We start from the raw sequence: 15,638 nt of genomic DNA, 5'->3' as shown, positions 1-15,638 counted from the left end.
CTTATAAACCGTCGATGGAGAATACGTCCAGCGTCGTCTTGCGAAAGTTGCGGACGCGGGCGAATACGGCGGTTCCGTTGCTGGAGCCTTTCGAGTCGGTATTGCCTTCAATTGTCTCTACCACATCGCCTTCAATTTTGGTGATGAATCCGGTATGGTACCAGTCGGGAGCTTTAGGGTAACGTAGCAGAAATACGTCGCCAGGCCGCATCCGGGCCGGGTTCTTCTGAAGCACGGCGTTGTCAATCAATCTGCCATTCTGCTGACCGCTCAGGGCCAGTACGTCACAGCTTAACGTTTGCGGCATAATGGCCGTAAACGAACGGTCATGCGCAGACGCCACCTGATCCAAAACAGTTTGCACAAAGCCAGCGCACCATTTAAACGGAGAACCGTCCAGACCGTCGCAGTAACTACGTACCCAGGGACCCAGATTCTGCGCGTCGGTTGTCTGAAGCTCCGTAGCCCGTTGCTTCAAGTGCAGCCGGGCGACCTGCACCACCGCCTGCCGAACATCGGGAATCGACGCGACTGTCTGGAAAGCGGTAGCCAATGGCTTGCTTAGGTGCACAAACAAATCGGGCGTAACCACACCGGTTCGGGGCAGGTCGACGGCTTCCTCAAAATTACACACCGCCCGTTTCGTCGCCGGGCCAAACTGACCGTCTACATTTGTCGTCAGGCTTACGTCGGGAAAGCGTAACGCATTAAGCGAAAGCCATTCCTGAACGCGCTTCACATCAGCGCCACGACTTCCCTGTTCAAGCGTATCGGAAAAAGTAAGTTCTTTTTGGAAAGCTGTTTTCAGCATACTACGTGTCTCATCCTGTGTCCAACAATGGTTTGTTAGACCGAACTAATCTCAAACAATACTATTCGTACGCAAATTACAGATTGAGATTGGGCCGATGAGCGACAACTTCATAAACGGTTAATCGTCGTCATCATCGTCGTCTTTCTTAGCGACAACCAGAAACGCGCCACGCTTAGGAGCAGGCATAACCGAGTGTTCCCCTTTAACCGCCTTCCAGATGATTTCGTTGAACAGGCGGTCATCAATCTTTTCGGCATAGCGCAAATCGAGTTTTTCCGATTGGCGCGCGGATTCGGTCATGGCGGTATTCCTGGCTTCCAGATCGATGTTGGCCGGAATATGCGTGTAGGGAGTCAGTGTTGGCGTGTTGGTGAAGCAGGCGAACATCGGCCGGGCGGCCGCATCGTACTGGCTCATGGGTGGCAATCCCAAAATCAACTCCATGGTACGTAGCATACCCGAAGTTGAGTACATCGTATGCTCAATGTGTTTACGCTTCGTGTACGGGCTAATCACCAACGCCGGTGAGCGGTGCGCATCGACGTGGTCGGCTCCGTTCTGGGCGTCGTCTTCGAGGATGAATATGGCCGATTCACTCCAGATCGGGCTTTTTGACAGATACTCTACGAATCGCCCCACCGCCAGATCGTTATCGGCGACGTGAGCCGCTGGCGTAGGCGCGCCTACTCGGGGCCCACTCGTATGATTGTTACCAAGTCGAATGCTGCTGAAATGCGGCACCGCCTTAGCTGCTACCAACGAATCAAAATCCTTTTTCCAGATTTCAACGCGGTCGATGTCTTTGATCTTCAGATCATAATCCGGATACCCCGGCGCAAACCGACCGTCCAGCGATGACCCTTTCCGTTTAGAATAGGCTTCAAATTCACCGTAGCTCCGGTACCGAAGCCCGGCCCGCTGACAATAATCCCAGATAAACCCTTTTTTGGGATAGGCTACCGGGCGGCTTCCTTCAAAATCATACGTACCGCCCCGGCCACCATAACTGGTTGGCCAGACTTTTTCCACGTAATCCGTTGCGTAGGCGGCCGTGCTCCAGTTGTGACCGTCGGCGCTGACCTCAGCATCTACGTAGAAGTTGTCGAGCAGCACAAACTCCCGTGCCAGAGCGTGCTGATTGGGCGTTACTTTCTCGGGAAACAAACAGAGCGACGTATCGCCATTGCCGCCGGGCATGTCACCAAACACCTGGTCGTATGTCCGGTTTTCTTTGATGATATAGAAGACGTATTTGATCGGCGAGTTTCTGGCACCAACAACCCTCGGAATTGGGGAGGCCGCATCGGGAGTACCGGTTTCGCCAGCGGCTAGCTTCTCTTTCTCTTTGGTGTAGGGCGTATTCTGGTAAACCAGTTTCGACAAACCCGCCAACTCTGCCGGTTTCGGCAGATCGAACATAGACAAGGTTCCTTTGAACAAGCCCGCGATGTATTCCGTCCCCGACTCCCGGCGTTTGTACGGGTTCGGCCCGTTCGGGTTGGCTTTCGACGAAAACCCTTTACCGTTGGCCACCAGTACCTTCTTGCCAACAACTTTTACCGACGTCGGATACCAGCCGGTCGGAATGAAGCCCAGCGATCGGCTGCGGCCGGGCCTCGACATGTCGAACAAAGCCAGGCAGTTGTTGTCGGCATTGGCAACGAGCAAGGTTTTATTATCGGCCGATAAGGCAAGCCCGTTGGGCGTGCTGCCCGCCGGAGCATCGGGGTACAGAGACGTAGTGACCGTTTCGAGCACCTTTCGCGACTTGACATCAATCACCGAAACCGAATTGTCGTTGGCATTGGCAACAAATAACAGCCTACCGTTCCGGCTAAACAGCATGTCGTTGGGATGGCTGCCGGTCTTGATCTCGCCGGTAAGCTTCTGCTGTTTGGGATCATAAATGACAACTTTCTCAGCGCCCCACACAGATATATATAGTTCGTCGGAAACCGGAGACCGCAGGCAGGTATATGCTTCAGCAGGGAGTTTGATGCGGTCGCGTATCTGTTTCGTTGCCAGGTCACAGACATACAACGTACTGTCGTCTTTCGTGACCGCGTACAACGTTGTTCCGGCTCTATCCGTTTCGATACCCGCCACCGAAATGCGGATGGGCCAGGGTTTGCCGAGTACCACCGAATCGGTTTTCACCAGCTTGTCGCCGGTTATGTCGTAGATTAGAATGCGGTTGTCGTTGCCACCCGAGGCCAGTAGTCGCTTCCCGTCGGGGTGAAAGCGAAGGCCTACCCACGACTTACTGATTTCTACTTCACTCAGAATCTTCTCCCCCACTACGTCGATAAGCTGAATACTCTGCGTGCTCTGCCCGTTGTTGGTCACCGCCAGCCGCTTGCCATTGGGTGATACGGCCATGTTCAGGGGCAGATCGCCCAATGGAAGCGAATGACCTACCGGCGTCAGACTCCAGCCATTGGGTAACAACAACCGTTGTGCAACAGCTGGGGCAGGCGATTTGGGCACCTGCGCGAAGGTCAAGCCACACGCAACAAAGAGAATAGAGACGAAGAAAGAGCGCATAGCAGGACGGTTTAGGGAATGTAAAGGTAATGCAGAACAAGACCAGGTTCTGTTACCTATCTGTTAAGTCCTCTTAGCCCTGTCAGGTTCTGACACTCTTTTATAACAAACCAGGGCTGTCGCTGACAATGGTCCTGGTTTGTTATAAAAGAGGTCGTCTACTGATTGCTGCTCAGATACGTCTTGTTTCCGTTTTTGTTAATGTAATATTTCCCTCCGCGTGGGCCGGTATACACAACCTCACCACTGGGTCCTTTCTGCGACTTATCGACAGGGGCTTTATAATCGGCTGGGGTCGCTTTTTCTTCTTTCATCCCCGCCTTGTTCGGAACAGTTGTGCGGTTCACGGCACTAGCCATTGCTTTTCCACCCTCTTTTTTGGCAACCGACTTGCTCATCTTATCATCCTTCAGGCCTGCCCCATCTGTCATATCCACTTTACCAGCGTCATTAGCCGCTTTTTTCTCGGCTTTCGCAGCGCGGGCCTTTGCCATCCGATCGGCCATCTCGGTGTCTTTAGTAGCATCTTTAGCGGCCTTTGTTTCAGCTTTAGCCGCTTTTTTAGCCGATTTGTCGGCTTCCTTCATTTCCTTCTTAGCGGTCTTCGTATCCTGCGCTATACCCGCGCCAGTTACCAGTAAGCCCAGAGAAAGGCCAAGCATGATTAAGACTTTTTTCATAAAAATGTGTGTTTAACTAATTTTATTCTGGTAGTAATTTCAATATTTTTTTGTAAATGCTTATTAATTATCGGTTAAAACTACATAAATGGTCTATTCTGTAATCAAGCCAATCGGGGCTGAAATCACAGAATCCTAAGTGCACCGACAGGGCACTGTTTTCCGCTTTTTTTTGTATTTTTGATAGGTATATACCCGTAGTAAAATGACCATCGCCGACCAGTCGCCAGTTGATTATCTCAAACGTTATTATGGATATGACCGCTTCCGCCCCATGCAGGAAGACATCATCCGGTCCATCCTGAGCGGACGGGATACATTGGTGCTGATGCCTACGGGAGGTGGTAAGTCAGTCTGCTTTCAGATTCCGGCGTTGATGCTGCCGGGTATTACTATTGTGGTATCGCCCCTGATCGCCCTGATGAAAGACCAGGTTGGAGCCTTGCACATGAACGGCATTCAGGCGGCTTTCTACAACAGCACGCAAACCAGTCGAGAGCAGCGCGATATTGAAGCCGATTGCCTCAGCGGCAAGCTTAAACTGCTGTACGTATCCCCCGAAAAACTGCTAACTGAGTCCTTTTTTGCGTTTCTGAAGCGCGTGACCATTTCGCTCTTCGCCATTGACGAAGCGCACTGTATTTCGTCCTGGGGGCACGACTTCCGGCCGGAATACACGCAGTTACACGTATTAAAAGAACATTTTCCGCAGGTACCCACCGTAGCGTTAACCGCTACGGCCGATAAACTTACGCGTCAGGATATTGGCCAGCGGCTGGGCATGAACGACCCGGCGGTCTTTATCTCATCGTTTAACCGGACCAACCTTAGTCTTCAGGTCTTACCTGGTCAGAACCGCATTCAGCAGATTATCCGGCTCCTGCAACGCAAACCCGATACGTCGGGTATTATCTACTGCCTGAGCCGTAAATCGACCGAGTCGCTGGCGGCAAAGCTTCAGGAAAAGGGATTCAGCGCGGCCTTCTACCACGCCAAGATGGACCCCGACGATCGGGCGCGTACGCAGGAAGCGTTTTTGCGCGACGACGTTCGGATCATGTGCGCGACCATTGCCTTCGGCATGGGCATCGACAAGTCGAACGTGCGCTGGGTGATTCATTACAACATGCCCAAAAACATCGAAAGCTTTTACCAGGAGATTGGGCGGGCGGGGCGTGATGGAGCCGATGCGCAGACGGTATTGTTTTACAGCTTTGCCGACGTAGCGACGTATAAGGAAATGCTGGCCGAAAACAGCCCGGCGAACCTGGGCTTACAGCTCGCTAAGCTGGAGCGGATGCAGCAATACGCTGATGCCCACACCTGCCGTCGTCAGATCCTGCTGTCGTATTTCTCGGAGGAGTTAGCGGAGCCCTGTGGCAACTGTGACGTTTGCCGCGACCCGCGCGTTACGTTCGACGGCACCATCCTGGCCCAGAAAGCGCTCTCGGCTATCATCCGGACGGGCGAACGCGTACCGATGAACCTGCTGATCGACATTCTGCGCGGTTCGCGTAGCCAGGCGGTGCTACAGGGTGGTTACGATCAGGTAAAAACGTATGGCGCTGGGCGGGACCTTCGCTTTGAAGACTGGCGCAACTACCTGCATCAACTCATTAACATTGGCGTGATTGAGGTTGGCTATGACCAGCACTACGCTTTACGTCGGGGAATCCTGGCGGATCAGGTGCTTTACGGAGGCCGCAAAATTGATCTGGTTCGTCCCGACGATGCGCCGAAACCGGTGGTCGAGAAACCAAAGACCAAAACGGAAACCAACCGCGACGATTTGTTCGAGCGGCTTCGTGCCCTCCGCAAAGAACTGGCCGACGAGCAGAATGTACCCCCTTACGTTATTTTCACCGACACTACGCTGGAAGACATGGCGCGGCAGCGACCAACCACGCCCGATGCGTTACGTAACGTAAGTGGTGTCGGCGAACGCAAGCTGCAACTGTTCGGCAGGCGGTTTCTGGATGCGATTGTCGGACACGTAAAGGGCCGGGTGCAGGCAGGCGAAAAGCCCAAGGGAGCTACCCAATTAATTACCCTCGATCTGTATAATCGGGGCCTCACGATCGACGAAATTGCGGCCGAACGGCAGCTTACGGCGGGCTCCATTGCAGGTCATCTGGTACAGCTCGCGAAGGCAGGCTACGACCTGGATTTAGCCTCTCTTGTCGACCCGTTTGAGCGTCGGCAAATTGAGCAGGCGATTGACATCGTCGGCCTCGAAGAAGGCCGGCTCAAGCCCATTTTCGACCATCTGGAAGGGCGGTACGATTACGCCAAAATAACCCTGGTTGTGGGGCTGATGGGCAGATAAAATCCTACTTTTCGCTGGGCCGTTGGATAATTCTCAGAACGGCGGTTTTGTAGTTCGCAGATAATCAGCTATATTCGTAGAGTCATGTATGGCAAGCCCGCTACGTTAGTACGGGCTTTGTCGTCTCTATGTACCACAACAAATACCGTTATTTTGATAAGAGAAGTAGGTTTTTCATTGCTTATGGCCGCCATTAAACCGGCCTTTGGCTTAGCCACAATCGGGGCGGATACAAGCCGAAATCTTCAGTCGCCAGACGGCCTAAATAACCCTTCGCTGTTGGTTGTTGATTCCTCCAAACGGGTATTTCCAATTTATTTTTGTGGGGAAGAAGTTCCGGTCGACGAACCCCGTGTTTCGCGCCGGTGGGTACAAACGCTCCGGACGTATGGCGCTCAGCCCGAATGTTTATTTGACCTCCGCCGTCGGGCCTCTACGTTCTTTCCCATCATCGACCCGATTCTTCGGAAGTACAAGATTCCCCGGGATTTCCGATTCATGCCGCTGGCTGAAAGTGCGCTGGTCAACGACTGTGTATCTCCGAAAGGTGCATCGGGTTACTGGCAGTTGATGCCTGGCACCGCCCGGGAGTTAGGCTTGACCGTAAATGGCAAAGTCGACGAACGCTACAATCTCCAGAAAGCAACAGTGGCCGTCTGTCGGTATCTGCACCAACTCTACGCTGAATTAGGTTCGTGGACGCTGGTAGCTGCTGCCTATAACGGCGGTATTACGCACGTACAGAATCGGATGGTGCAGCAAGGGCAGAAAAATTACTACCGACTCCGCCTGCACCGCGAAACAAGTCACTATCTGTTCCGGATTCTGGCGTATAAGGAGTTGCTCAGTAACCCGCGGCAGTATTCGTTGCTGCTCCGTAATTCCACGATTGCGCAGTTGACCAAGCCGCTGCCAAGCTGGACAAAGCCTTTGGCGCTGTCGAAGAAAATCAAGGATTCGCCGACCGTAGAACTCGTTGACGAAGACTACAACGACCCAACCTGGGGTCCCCGGCCAAACACCGCGTTGACGAAAGCGCCATCGGACACGCAGCAGTTTATTGCGATGGCTTCCAAATCACCGGAATCTTCCTCGGCCACGCGTGATGCGGGTCTGGAAAAACAAGGCGATCATTTACCCATTAAGAAGCTGATGATGGGCCTGATGGTACTTCGGTTCCGTCGCCCCCGCTTTTTGCAGTTAAACAAAGGCGAAGGCACTCGTCCGCTGCACTTCTGGGACTGGCTTTAATTGACATTCAGTACGTAACACAAAAGGTCGCTCTAGTCAGGGTGACCTTTTTGTGTGCCGTAGCGGTAGATCAAGCGACAAAAAAATAACTATAGTATTGTGTTACTATAGACTATATAACCCGTCAAAGTAAGGTACCCATACGTAACTAGTACGTGCCTGTTTGATGAATTTGCTTGCTTCCTGTACGTTGATAACCAGTCTGGTATTAACAAGTCAGTATAACCGGATGTCGAACGCAATGGAGCCTGCGCTGCCGTCAACCGATCCCGGACTGATCAAAGTACTACCTCCTGTCTATTTCTGTGGTGAGTCAGTGCCCATACACGAAGAAGTTGTTGCACGTCGGCTGGTATCCGCTTTAGTGCAAAACACCAACCAGAACCAGGCCCTGTTCCGGATCAGACAGCGGGCGGCCTCGTTCTTTCCCATTATTGAGCCGATTCTGGCCCGGCATCACATTCCCCTCGATTTTAAGTATCTTCCATTGGTTGAAAGTGCGCTTCGAGGGTTCGCCGTGTCACCTAAAGGGGCTGTTGGATACTGGCAGTTTATGCCCGCTACCGCCCGCGAACTGGGTTTGACGATTCGGCCTGGATACGACGAGCGCCACAACCTCATCAAGTCGACGAACGCGGCCTGCCGTTACTTAAATTATCTCCACAATCAACTGGGCTCCTGGACCCTGGCCGCTGCGGCTTATAACAACGGCATCGGCGCTTTACTAGGCAATATCCGGAAACAACAGCAGCGCGATTATTATTACCTCCGCCTGAATGCCGAAACCGGAAAGTACCTGTATCGGATACTGGCCTTCAAAGAGCTATTCTCGAATTACCAAAGCTACCCGCACATTATTCCCGACCAGATGATGGCGTACCTGAGTGAACCCCTTTACCCAGGTTCCGAAACTGGTCAGGACATTTTAATTCCGGAACTGATTGTAGACGACGCTACGCAGGCAGCGGTAGATACACCCATTCCAGAAAGCGCCACCCACCTCGCCGGACGAACGATGGATATTCCGCTACCCAATGCAGCCGACGTTTTCAGGGGGGGTATCAAGGCGCGACTGAGCGAAACGGCCGATTTACGACGCGGTCAGACCTGGGTGTTTCACCTGACCCGACATGGCCTCGCCGATGGCATTGAGGTAGAAGAAGGCGACCTGCTCTACGCGGTAGTTGAAGACATAGACCCCAAAACGAACAAACTGTACTTACGCGCAGACAAGCTGTATTCGACTCAGGACAAATACACGTATAATTTGACCCTGACGGCCGTTGATGCCTCAACCGGCCGCATCGGCATCAACCTACCGGATGTCGATCAGCTCAAATCCGGCTGGATTCTTACGTGGAAAGCGCTTTAATACTGCCTGTAAAGCGGGCTTAGCGGCAGCGTCATCTATTTCCCGTTTCCTAACTCGCCCTCATCCATCCGAACTAAACCCAAGGCGGGCTTCGTTGTCTATGGGCTGAACCAATGCTGATTGTTTTGACAAGAGCCATTCAATACGTACCTCTTCTGATTTTAAGTGTTTTACTGACTAGTCAGGTCGGCTGGGCGCAAAAGAAAGCGGCTGCGCATCCGGGTAAAGCGGTGCGACCGATAACCAAATTGCAGCCCCAGCGGCTTCGTCCGGAGCGATTGCATTTCTGCGGTGAACTGGTACCGACCGAACAGGGTGACGTATCGGCTAAACTAGCGCTCGCCCTGGCCAGCAGTTCGGGCTATATTCAGCATGTGCAAGCCTTACGGGCACGCTCGACTCCCTATTTCGCGGTGATCGAGCCCATTCTCAGTAAGCATGCGATTCCGAACGACTTCAAGTACCTGCCACTAATCGAAAGCGCCTGGCACGCCAGTGCCATTTCGTCGGCGGGTGCTGTGGGTTACTGGCAGTTTATGGACGATACGGCGCAGGATATGGGGTTGTCGATTACCCCCGGCAATGACGAACGGACGGACCTGAAGAAATCCACCGAAGCGGCCTGCAAATACCTGAAGTTTCTGTACCGCAAACTGGGTTCCTGGACGCTCGTGGCCGCGGCCTATAACGGGGGCGTTGGCATGGTGCAGCGGAAAATCACCCGAGTTGGCCACCGCGACTATTACGCCATGACCATGAACCCTGAAACCGGCTATTACCTGTACCGAATTCTCGCCATGAAAGAGCTGTTCACGAACCCGTCTTATAGCTTGGGCAACGGGGCTTTATTGGCTGCGTCCGTCAATGCCTACGAACTTGAGCGGCAACAGGCCCGGCGGATGGGCTGGCTTCAGGACGAAGAGCCTGAACCGGTAGGCATTCCCATCGGTCAGCTGGCAGATGAACCAGCCGGTGCCGTCCGCAACGAAGCCAGCGTCATGGATAGTCTGCTGACGGAGTTACTCAAGCAGCAGCCAACCACTGCGCCGGTATTCGTGGGCGACGTAAGCGCCAAACTCCTGCGGGCTGGTCAACTTAAGCTAGGGCAAAGCTGGGCCTTTACACTGACCGAAGATGTTCAGATTGGCGAGGACGCCTTAAAAGTGGGCGACGTTTTGTACGCCATTGTGGATGATATTGACGCGCGCGGCACCGTGTTTTTCAGGGCCACAAAAGCCATTTCGGCCGAAACCCAAACGACCATTCCACTTACCCTGATGGCCATGAACCCTGCAACGGGACTGGCCGGTGTCCCCCGACCTAAACAGATTAAACCGGGTTGGCTCGTTCAATGGAAGCTCTGATTATCGCCAGCCCTCCGGTTCCATAACGGGCACTGGACCATATGTATCCCGGCAATCATATAGTGGTATGATCTGACTGGCAATAAATCCGTACACGGCAGAACCGGTCGTTTCGACAGCTGGATTGCGAAACCGCTTCCGGGTAATGGACGTAACGGCAAAGTACCCCCTGGCCCGGTCAGTTGGATTATCGGCATTCACTACGTTGCCTGTTACAGGAGCAGGTAAAGGATCAAAAATGCTGCCGGTTCGGGCGTTCTGCTGCTGATACAGCTTCCAGAACTGGTAATTACTCTGCGTCATGCTGTACTGCTGCACCTCTACCAGTTGCGGCCCAATGGCATAAACCGGCAACTGAAAAACAGCCCTGTTCCGTATCGGATTGCCGTTGATCGCTTCATCACTGTAAATGTTGACTGCATCGGTCGACTCGGTTACCCAGCAGCGGTCCAGGCAAATCGATGGGCACCCCAGACAGCAGGGCAATCCCGTTGAGCGCCGGGTTGTTACGCCAAAAGCCGTCCAGCGGTAGTAATTTTTCTCGGCAGCCGGGTCCTGCGTCGTAATTGCATAACTATACCGAAAGGGTGTGATAATATTTTCAACGCGAACTAAGCGGCTCGAGATACTATCGATAGCCGGTACAATCGGCATTCGCTCCGGACTGGTAACGTAGCGTTTGCCATCAGTCAGCACAATACTCAGGCTATACGAACGCCCTACCTGCCCGCGGAAGGTCGAATCAGCCGTCTGGTAAACACCCGGCCCTGTTGCTACCAATCGAGTTGAACGGCCCTGATCGTCGGCTAAGCTAACCTGGGCTCCGGACACAAACTGATCGGCGGGGTTTTGTCCTTCGCTCCCGCTATATTTCCCCGTATAGGTAAGTTTGACCGTGTAAGGCGGAGCTTCGTTGGTGATCTGGCCCTCAACCACCAACCTTGGTTCCTCCGTCCGAACCGGCAACTGCACCTGATCAATGCAGCTTATGAGCGCCGTTACCGCAAGTATAAAGACAATGAACCGAGTCATGGTCAGAAATAAAAATTGTAAGCAATGGATGGAATCAACGTACCGAAGACCGATAATCGGTATGACTCGGTCCGCTGGTTGTAGCGGGTAAAATAGACTGAGTAGGGATTCTTGTGGGCATACAGGTTATAGATCCCGATCGTCCAGATACCGTATCGTTTCTGCGCTTTGGTAAATCGAGTGTCTTTTGAAAACGCTACGTCCAGCCGGTGGTAATCCGGAATCCGGTCTGCGTTGCGCCGGGAGTAGTCCAGCACCGGTTCGCCCGCGTAGGTGTACTGACCGTCAGGATACGTAGCAGGCACGCCGGTATAATACACAAAATTGGTGGAGAATGACCAGTTGTGCGACATGGCCCAGCGAGCCTGAAGATTCAGCGTATGCGGCCGGTCGATATACGACGGATAATAGTCACCGCCGTTTATACGAAGCTCGTCGAACGGCGTCTGCACGGCAATCAGCGAGCGGGCATAGGTGTAGTTAAACTGCCCCGTTAATCGGCCTTTGTTGCTGCTGACGCCAAACTCCACCCCATAGGCCCGGCCAGACGCGGGCAGCAAGGCAGTTTCGAGCCTGGGGTTCAGAATCAGGTTTGCTCCATAGCGGTAGTCGATCTGGTTCTGAAGTCGTTTGTAATACCCTTCTATACTTAGCTCAATGGCGTTGTTGCTGAGATTTTGGAATAAGCCCAGCGACACCTGATCGGCAATTTGCGGTGGTACGTAGCGATCGCTTAATTTCCAGAAGTCGAGGGGTGTAATAGCAGTGGTATTGGAAATCAGATTTACGTACTGGCGGGTGCGACCAATACTGGCTTTTATGGCCGAGTTTCGGGCAACCTGAATACGTAACGCCACGCGCGGTTCCAGACCGCCGTAGTTCTGAATTGCCTGCCCTCTCCCGTACCCCACGGAATCAACCACCGTTTCGGGTGAACGCGGTACGTTTTCTGCGTACCGGTAAATTGTCTGCGGCCCTAGAAAGGAGAACATCGAATACCGCAAGCCCGCCATGAGCGAAATTCGCGGGGTTAGTTCCCACTCAGTATTCACGTAAGCACCCAGTTCACGCCCTAACTCGGGGTCGATACGCTGCCGATTGATGCTTGAATTTTCGCCCGAGGGCGTAATGTCACCGGTCTGAACTCGGTACAGAATGCCGTTGATCCCGGCCTGCACTTTCGCTTTCGGATTGATGGTATAATAGACATCTGCCTTCCCCTCGCGCTGCTCGATAAACGATGTAAACTGAAAGGTTAATCCCGGTGTCACCCCGTCTACGTTCAGGTGATAGCCACTGTAAAGCGCCGTTAGGTTAAGCTGTACGTTTGGGCGAACCAGGTAACTCCAGTGCCCCGTCAGCACATCGGAATGCCATCCGTATAACGTATCGCCCGGAAAGCGAAAGTTATCCTGACTCCGATAGGCTGAAATAGCAATGGTATTCCGTTCATCGGGCGTATACGTCAGCTTAATGTTGCCGTCGTAGAAAGATGCGCGGCTATTTTTTACGCTGGTTACGGGAAACGACCGAAGCAAATAGTTTGGAAACGCAAACCGTCCGCCTGCTACCAGCGTCAGTTTTTTCGAAATCGGTCCGTCAACCAGGGCCCGAACGCTCACCGGGCTAAGTCCGCCCGACACGCGCCAGCCTTCTTTGTTTCCGTTCCGAGTACTCATCAACAGCAGCGACGACACCCGCCCACCGTACTGCGCAGAAAAAGCGCCTTTGTTTAGACTAACGTCCTGTACCAGGTCCGGGTTGATGTTGGTGTAAAAGCCGAGCAGGTGCGACGTATTGAACAGCGGAGCTCCATCCACTAGAACCAGGTTCTGGTCGGCCCGTCCGCCCCGAACGTTGAAGCCTCCGGCCCCCTCACCCGCCGTAGTAACCCCCGCCTGAAGGGCCAGCGCCTTCAAAATATCCGGTTCTCCCAGCACCACGGGCATTCGTTTCAATTCGGGCATACTTAACTGAATCTGCCCCATCTGCACAGTTTTGATGTTTTTATCCTCACGCGTAGCCCGGACATCCACTTCCTCCAGGTCGGTTGACCGGGGCTGTAAGAAGTACTCGATACGTTTGTTGAAATCAAGAACAATAGTCTCTCGGCCACGTATGTAGCCAACGGCTGAAATGTATACGGTCAGGGCACCCGGCGCATGATTCAGCGTAATGACGCCCGCACTGTCGGCTTGCGCCCCCGCTCGGGTTTCACCAACCAGCAGGCTGGCTCCGGGAATAGGCTTTTTGGTGACGCCGTCACGCACCAGGACGGTCATACGCAACCGCTGCTGAGCCCGAACCGACGTCGGAATAAGGAGAAGCGCGAATACACAGGCAAGAAGATACCGAAAGATCATACCGTTGACCAACGAGACAGCCAGAGAGCGACCCGTAGGCTACGAAAAAGGTTGCAACAGCGACAAACTACTTAGCCAACGCGTTTCGGTACGTATCAATAGCCCGCTGCCGGGCAACGCTGTGTTCGACAACGGGTTGCACGTAGCTCAGCCCGTTAAATTCAGGTACCCATTTGCGAATGTATTCTCCCTGTGGATCAAACTTCTGGGCCTGTAGCGCCGGATTGAACACGCGGAAGTAGGGTGCAGCATCGGTACCAGAGCCAGCCGCCCATTGCCAACCCCCGTTGTTCGCAGCCAGATCATAATCGCGCAGTTTTCGGGCGAAATAGGCTTCACCCCAGCGCCAGTCAATGAGCAGGTGTTTTACGCAGAAACTGGCCGTTACCATCCGGACCCGGTTGTGCATCCAGCCCGTTGCGTTTAGCTGACGCATTCCGGCATCGACTAACGGGTAGCCCGTTTGTCCGGCGCACCAGCGTTCAAACTCCGCTTCGTTGTTTCGCCACTGAATGTTGTCGTATTCACGCCGGAACGAGTGTTTTTCGACGTGTGGGAAATGGTCCAGAACCTGAAAGTAGAAGTCTCGCCAGGCCAGTTCTTTCAAAAACGTGGGGCTAGTTTCCTGCGCCTGCCGGGCCAGATCGCGAATGCTGATGGTGCCAAACCGCAGATGAATGCCTAACTCGCTCGTGCCGGTTTGCGCCGGAAAATCCCGCATTTTTTGATAGGCCCGCAGGAGTTCGGCCGAAACGGTTGGCTTCGGAAAAGCTTCTCCTACCGGATGAAAATTCATTTCCTCCAGCGTAGGGATAGTACTATCGGACTGGGTTTTATAGAAATTGGCAAAGTATTTCTCCGTTGGGTACGATTTAAGATAGAACTCCCCCAAACGCCCCGCCAGCTTACCCGACCAATTGTTGCTGTAGGGCGTAAAAACGGTATATGGTGAACCACTGCCGGTCACCACTTCTTCTCGGTCGAAAATTGTCTGGTCTTTACTGACATAAAAGCCAATGCCCCGCTCCTCTAACATAGTACCGACAACAGCGTCACGCTCTTTGGCGTATACTTCATAGTCGTAGTTCGTGTATACATCGGCAATGTTGTATTCTTCGGTCAATTGCTTTAGAACGTCGATGGGACGACCGTAACGGGCTACAATTCCCGATCCCATCTTCACCAGGTCACGATGCAGCTTATGAATTTCGGTATGGATGAACTCCACGCGCCGGTCCTGACGGTCTTCCAGCGTATCCAGAATCAGGCGGTCGAAAATAAAAACGACAAGCACGGGCTTGCCACTTCTGAGTGCGTAATACAAAGCGGCATTGTCGTGCAGGCGCAGGTCACGCCGGAGCCATACAATGGACAGCGGTTCAGTCATTTTGTACAGTGGGTTATTGATCGGTGGCCTAACGAGGGGTTCAACCCAAATGTTTGAGCATAAAAAAGTCGTTCGTAAGCAGGATCACGAACGACTCATTCATTATCGAAGATATACCTATTGGGGCTGAAAACGCAGCCGAACCGTATGTCGTTCGCCCGGTACGTATTCGCTGGCATCGCTTTCGTAGCCAACCAGTTTCTTGCCCGTTAACTGCTGAATTAAAGCCGTATCGATTTGTTCGTTCTTACTAAAGACCTCCAACTGGCAAAGCTCGTTGTCAGCATTGACCCGAAACCGAATGACCACCACACTGGCCCCGCTAGCTGGTCGGAGTGCATCCGGAAAGGAAACGTACCTGGCGAGTTGCTGTGCCAGAGTAGGTTTAGCGGCTTTGGGTTTGCGCGCTTTTGTCGACGTAGCGTAGGCTTGCGTCGCCAGGAAGCCGATCAGCGTAATAAGAAAAAAAAAGTTTCTCATGGACTTCGGTTGTCGTAAAGCGGAA

Annotated in this window: 11 protein-coding genes; 4 read left to right on the top strand and 7 right to left on the bottom strand. The window is 53.2% G+C overall.

The features are described from left to right. Position 1: 1 nt before the first annotated feature. The 3 genes from ACYVIY_RS01675 to ACYVIY_RS01665 form a co-directional block, all read right to left on the bottom strand. A complete protein-coding gene (locus tag ACYVIY_RS01675; protein WP_460974510.1) occupies positions 2-811 on the bottom strand; it encodes a peptidoglycan-binding protein in 810 nt (269 codons plus the stop codon). Between the two features lie 120 nt (positions 812-931). Further along, entirely contained in the window at positions 932-3,358 is a 2,427-nt protein-coding gene (locus tag ACYVIY_RS01670) for a YVTN family beta-propeller repeat protein (protein WP_460974509.1), read from the bottom strand. A gap of 158 nt (positions 3,359-3,516) precedes the next feature. After that, complete coding sequence (locus ACYVIY_RS01665) at positions 3,517-4,038, bottom strand: hypothetical protein (protein WP_460974508.1); 522 nt, start codon at positions 4,036-4,038, stop codon at positions 3,517-3,519. Positions 4,039-4,243: 205 nt separating this feature from the next. Here ACYVIY_RS01665 and recQ point away from each other — a divergent pair, with 205 nt between their 5' ends. The 4 genes from recQ (at position 4,244) to ACYVIY_RS01645 (ending at position 10,351) form a co-directional block, all read left to right on the top strand. After that, positions 4,244-6,364, top strand: coding sequence for a DNA helicase RecQ (gene recQ, locus ACYVIY_RS01660; protein WP_460974507.1), 2,121 nt, complete (start codon positions 4,244-4,246; stop codon positions 6,362-6,364). Positions 6,365-6,547: 183 nt separating this feature from the next. Then, positions 6,548-7,615 (top strand): lytic transglycosylase domain-containing protein, encoded by a 1,068-nt coding sequence (locus tag ACYVIY_RS01655; RefSeq protein WP_460974506.1) that lies wholly within the window; start codon positions 6,548-6,550, stop codon positions 7,613-7,615. A gap of 166 nt (positions 7,616-7,781) precedes the next feature. After that, positions 7,782-8,987 (top strand): lytic transglycosylase domain-containing protein, encoded by a 1,206-nt coding sequence (locus ACYVIY_RS01650; RefSeq protein ID WP_460974505.1) that lies wholly within the window; start codon positions 7,782-7,784, stop codon positions 8,985-8,987. Between the two features lie 125 nt (positions 8,988-9,112). After that, positions 9,113-10,351, top strand: a complete 1,239-nt coding sequence (locus tag ACYVIY_RS01645; RefSeq protein ID WP_460974504.1) for a lytic transglycosylase domain-containing protein — start codon at positions 9,113-9,115, stop codon at positions 10,349-10,351. On the opposite strand, the gene ACYVIY_RS01640 is transcribed toward ACYVIY_RS01645, so the two are convergent. The 4 genes from ACYVIY_RS01640 to ACYVIY_RS01625 all read right to left on the bottom strand — a co-directional run bounded on the left by ACYVIY_RS01640 (position 10,352) and on the right by ACYVIY_RS01625 (position 15,613). After that, the gene (locus tag ACYVIY_RS01640) at positions 10,352-11,383 is read right to left on the bottom strand and encodes a DUF4249 domain-containing protein (protein ID WP_460974503.1); all 1,032 of its coding nucleotides are present in this window, start codon (positions 11,381-11,383) and stop codon (positions 10,352-10,354) included. Positions 11,384-11,385: 2 nt separating this feature from the next. Further along, a complete protein-coding gene (locus ACYVIY_RS01635) occupies positions 11,386-13,746 on the bottom strand; it encodes a TonB-dependent receptor (protein WP_460974502.1) in 2,361 nt (786 codons plus the stop codon). A 67-nt stretch (positions 13,747-13,813) separates the two neighbouring features. Next, on the bottom strand, positions 13,814-15,133 hold the full coding sequence (locus tag ACYVIY_RS01630) for a cryptochrome/photolyase family protein (protein ID WP_460974501.1): 1,320 nt from the start codon (positions 15,131-15,133) through the stop codon (positions 13,814-13,816). Between the two features lie 117 nt (positions 15,134-15,250). Next, on the bottom strand, positions 15,251-15,613 hold the full coding sequence (locus ACYVIY_RS01625; RefSeq protein WP_460974500.1) for a hypothetical protein: 363 nt from the start codon (positions 15,611-15,613) through the stop codon (positions 15,251-15,253). Positions 15,614-15,638 lie beyond the last annotated feature (25 nt).

The organism is Spirosoma knui, assembly GCF_054780635.1.
Note: the sequence above shows the minus strand (reverse complement) of the source record. Positions and strands in the feature narration are given on the sequence as shown.

Bases quoted from the DNA above. Each gene is read 5' to 3' on its own strand.
- ACYVIY_RS01675 (WP_460974510.1), bottom strand. From the start codon at position 811: ATGCTGAAAACAGCTTTCCAAAAAGAACTTACTTTTTCCGATACGCTT.
- ACYVIY_RS01670 (WP_460974509.1), bottom strand. From the start codon at position 3,358: ATGCGCTCTTTCTTCGTCTCTATTCTCTTTGTTGCGTGTGGCTTGACC.
- ACYVIY_RS01665 (WP_460974508.1), bottom strand. From the start codon at position 4,038: ATGAAAAAAGTCTTAATCATGCTTGGCCTTTCTCTGGGCTTACTGGTA.
- recQ (WP_460974507.1), top strand. From the start codon at position 4,244: ATGACCATCGCCGACCAGTCGCCAGTTGATTATCTCAAACGTTATTAT.
- ACYVIY_RS01655 (WP_460974506.1), top strand. From the start codon at position 6,548: ATGGCCGCCATTAAACCGGCCTTTGGCTTAGCCACAATCGGGGCGGAT.
- ACYVIY_RS01650 (WP_460974505.1), top strand. From the start codon at position 7,782: ATGAATTTGCTTGCTTCCTGTACGTTGATAACCAGTCTGGTATTAACA.
- ACYVIY_RS01640 (WP_460974503.1), bottom strand. From the start codon at position 11,383: ATGACTCGGTTCATTGTCTTTATACTTGCGGTAACGGCGCTCATAAGC.
- ACYVIY_RS01635 (WP_460974502.1), bottom strand. From the start codon at position 13,746: ATGATCTTTCGGTATCTTCTTGCCTGTGTATTCGCGCTTCTCCTTATT.
- ACYVIY_RS01630 (WP_460974501.1), bottom strand. From the start codon at position 15,133: ATGACTGAACCGCTGTCCATTGTATGGCTCCGGCGTGACCTGCGCCTG.
- ACYVIY_RS01625 (WP_460974500.1), bottom strand. From the start codon at position 15,613: ATGAGAAACTTTTTTTTTCTTATTACGCTGATCGGCTTCCTGGCGACG.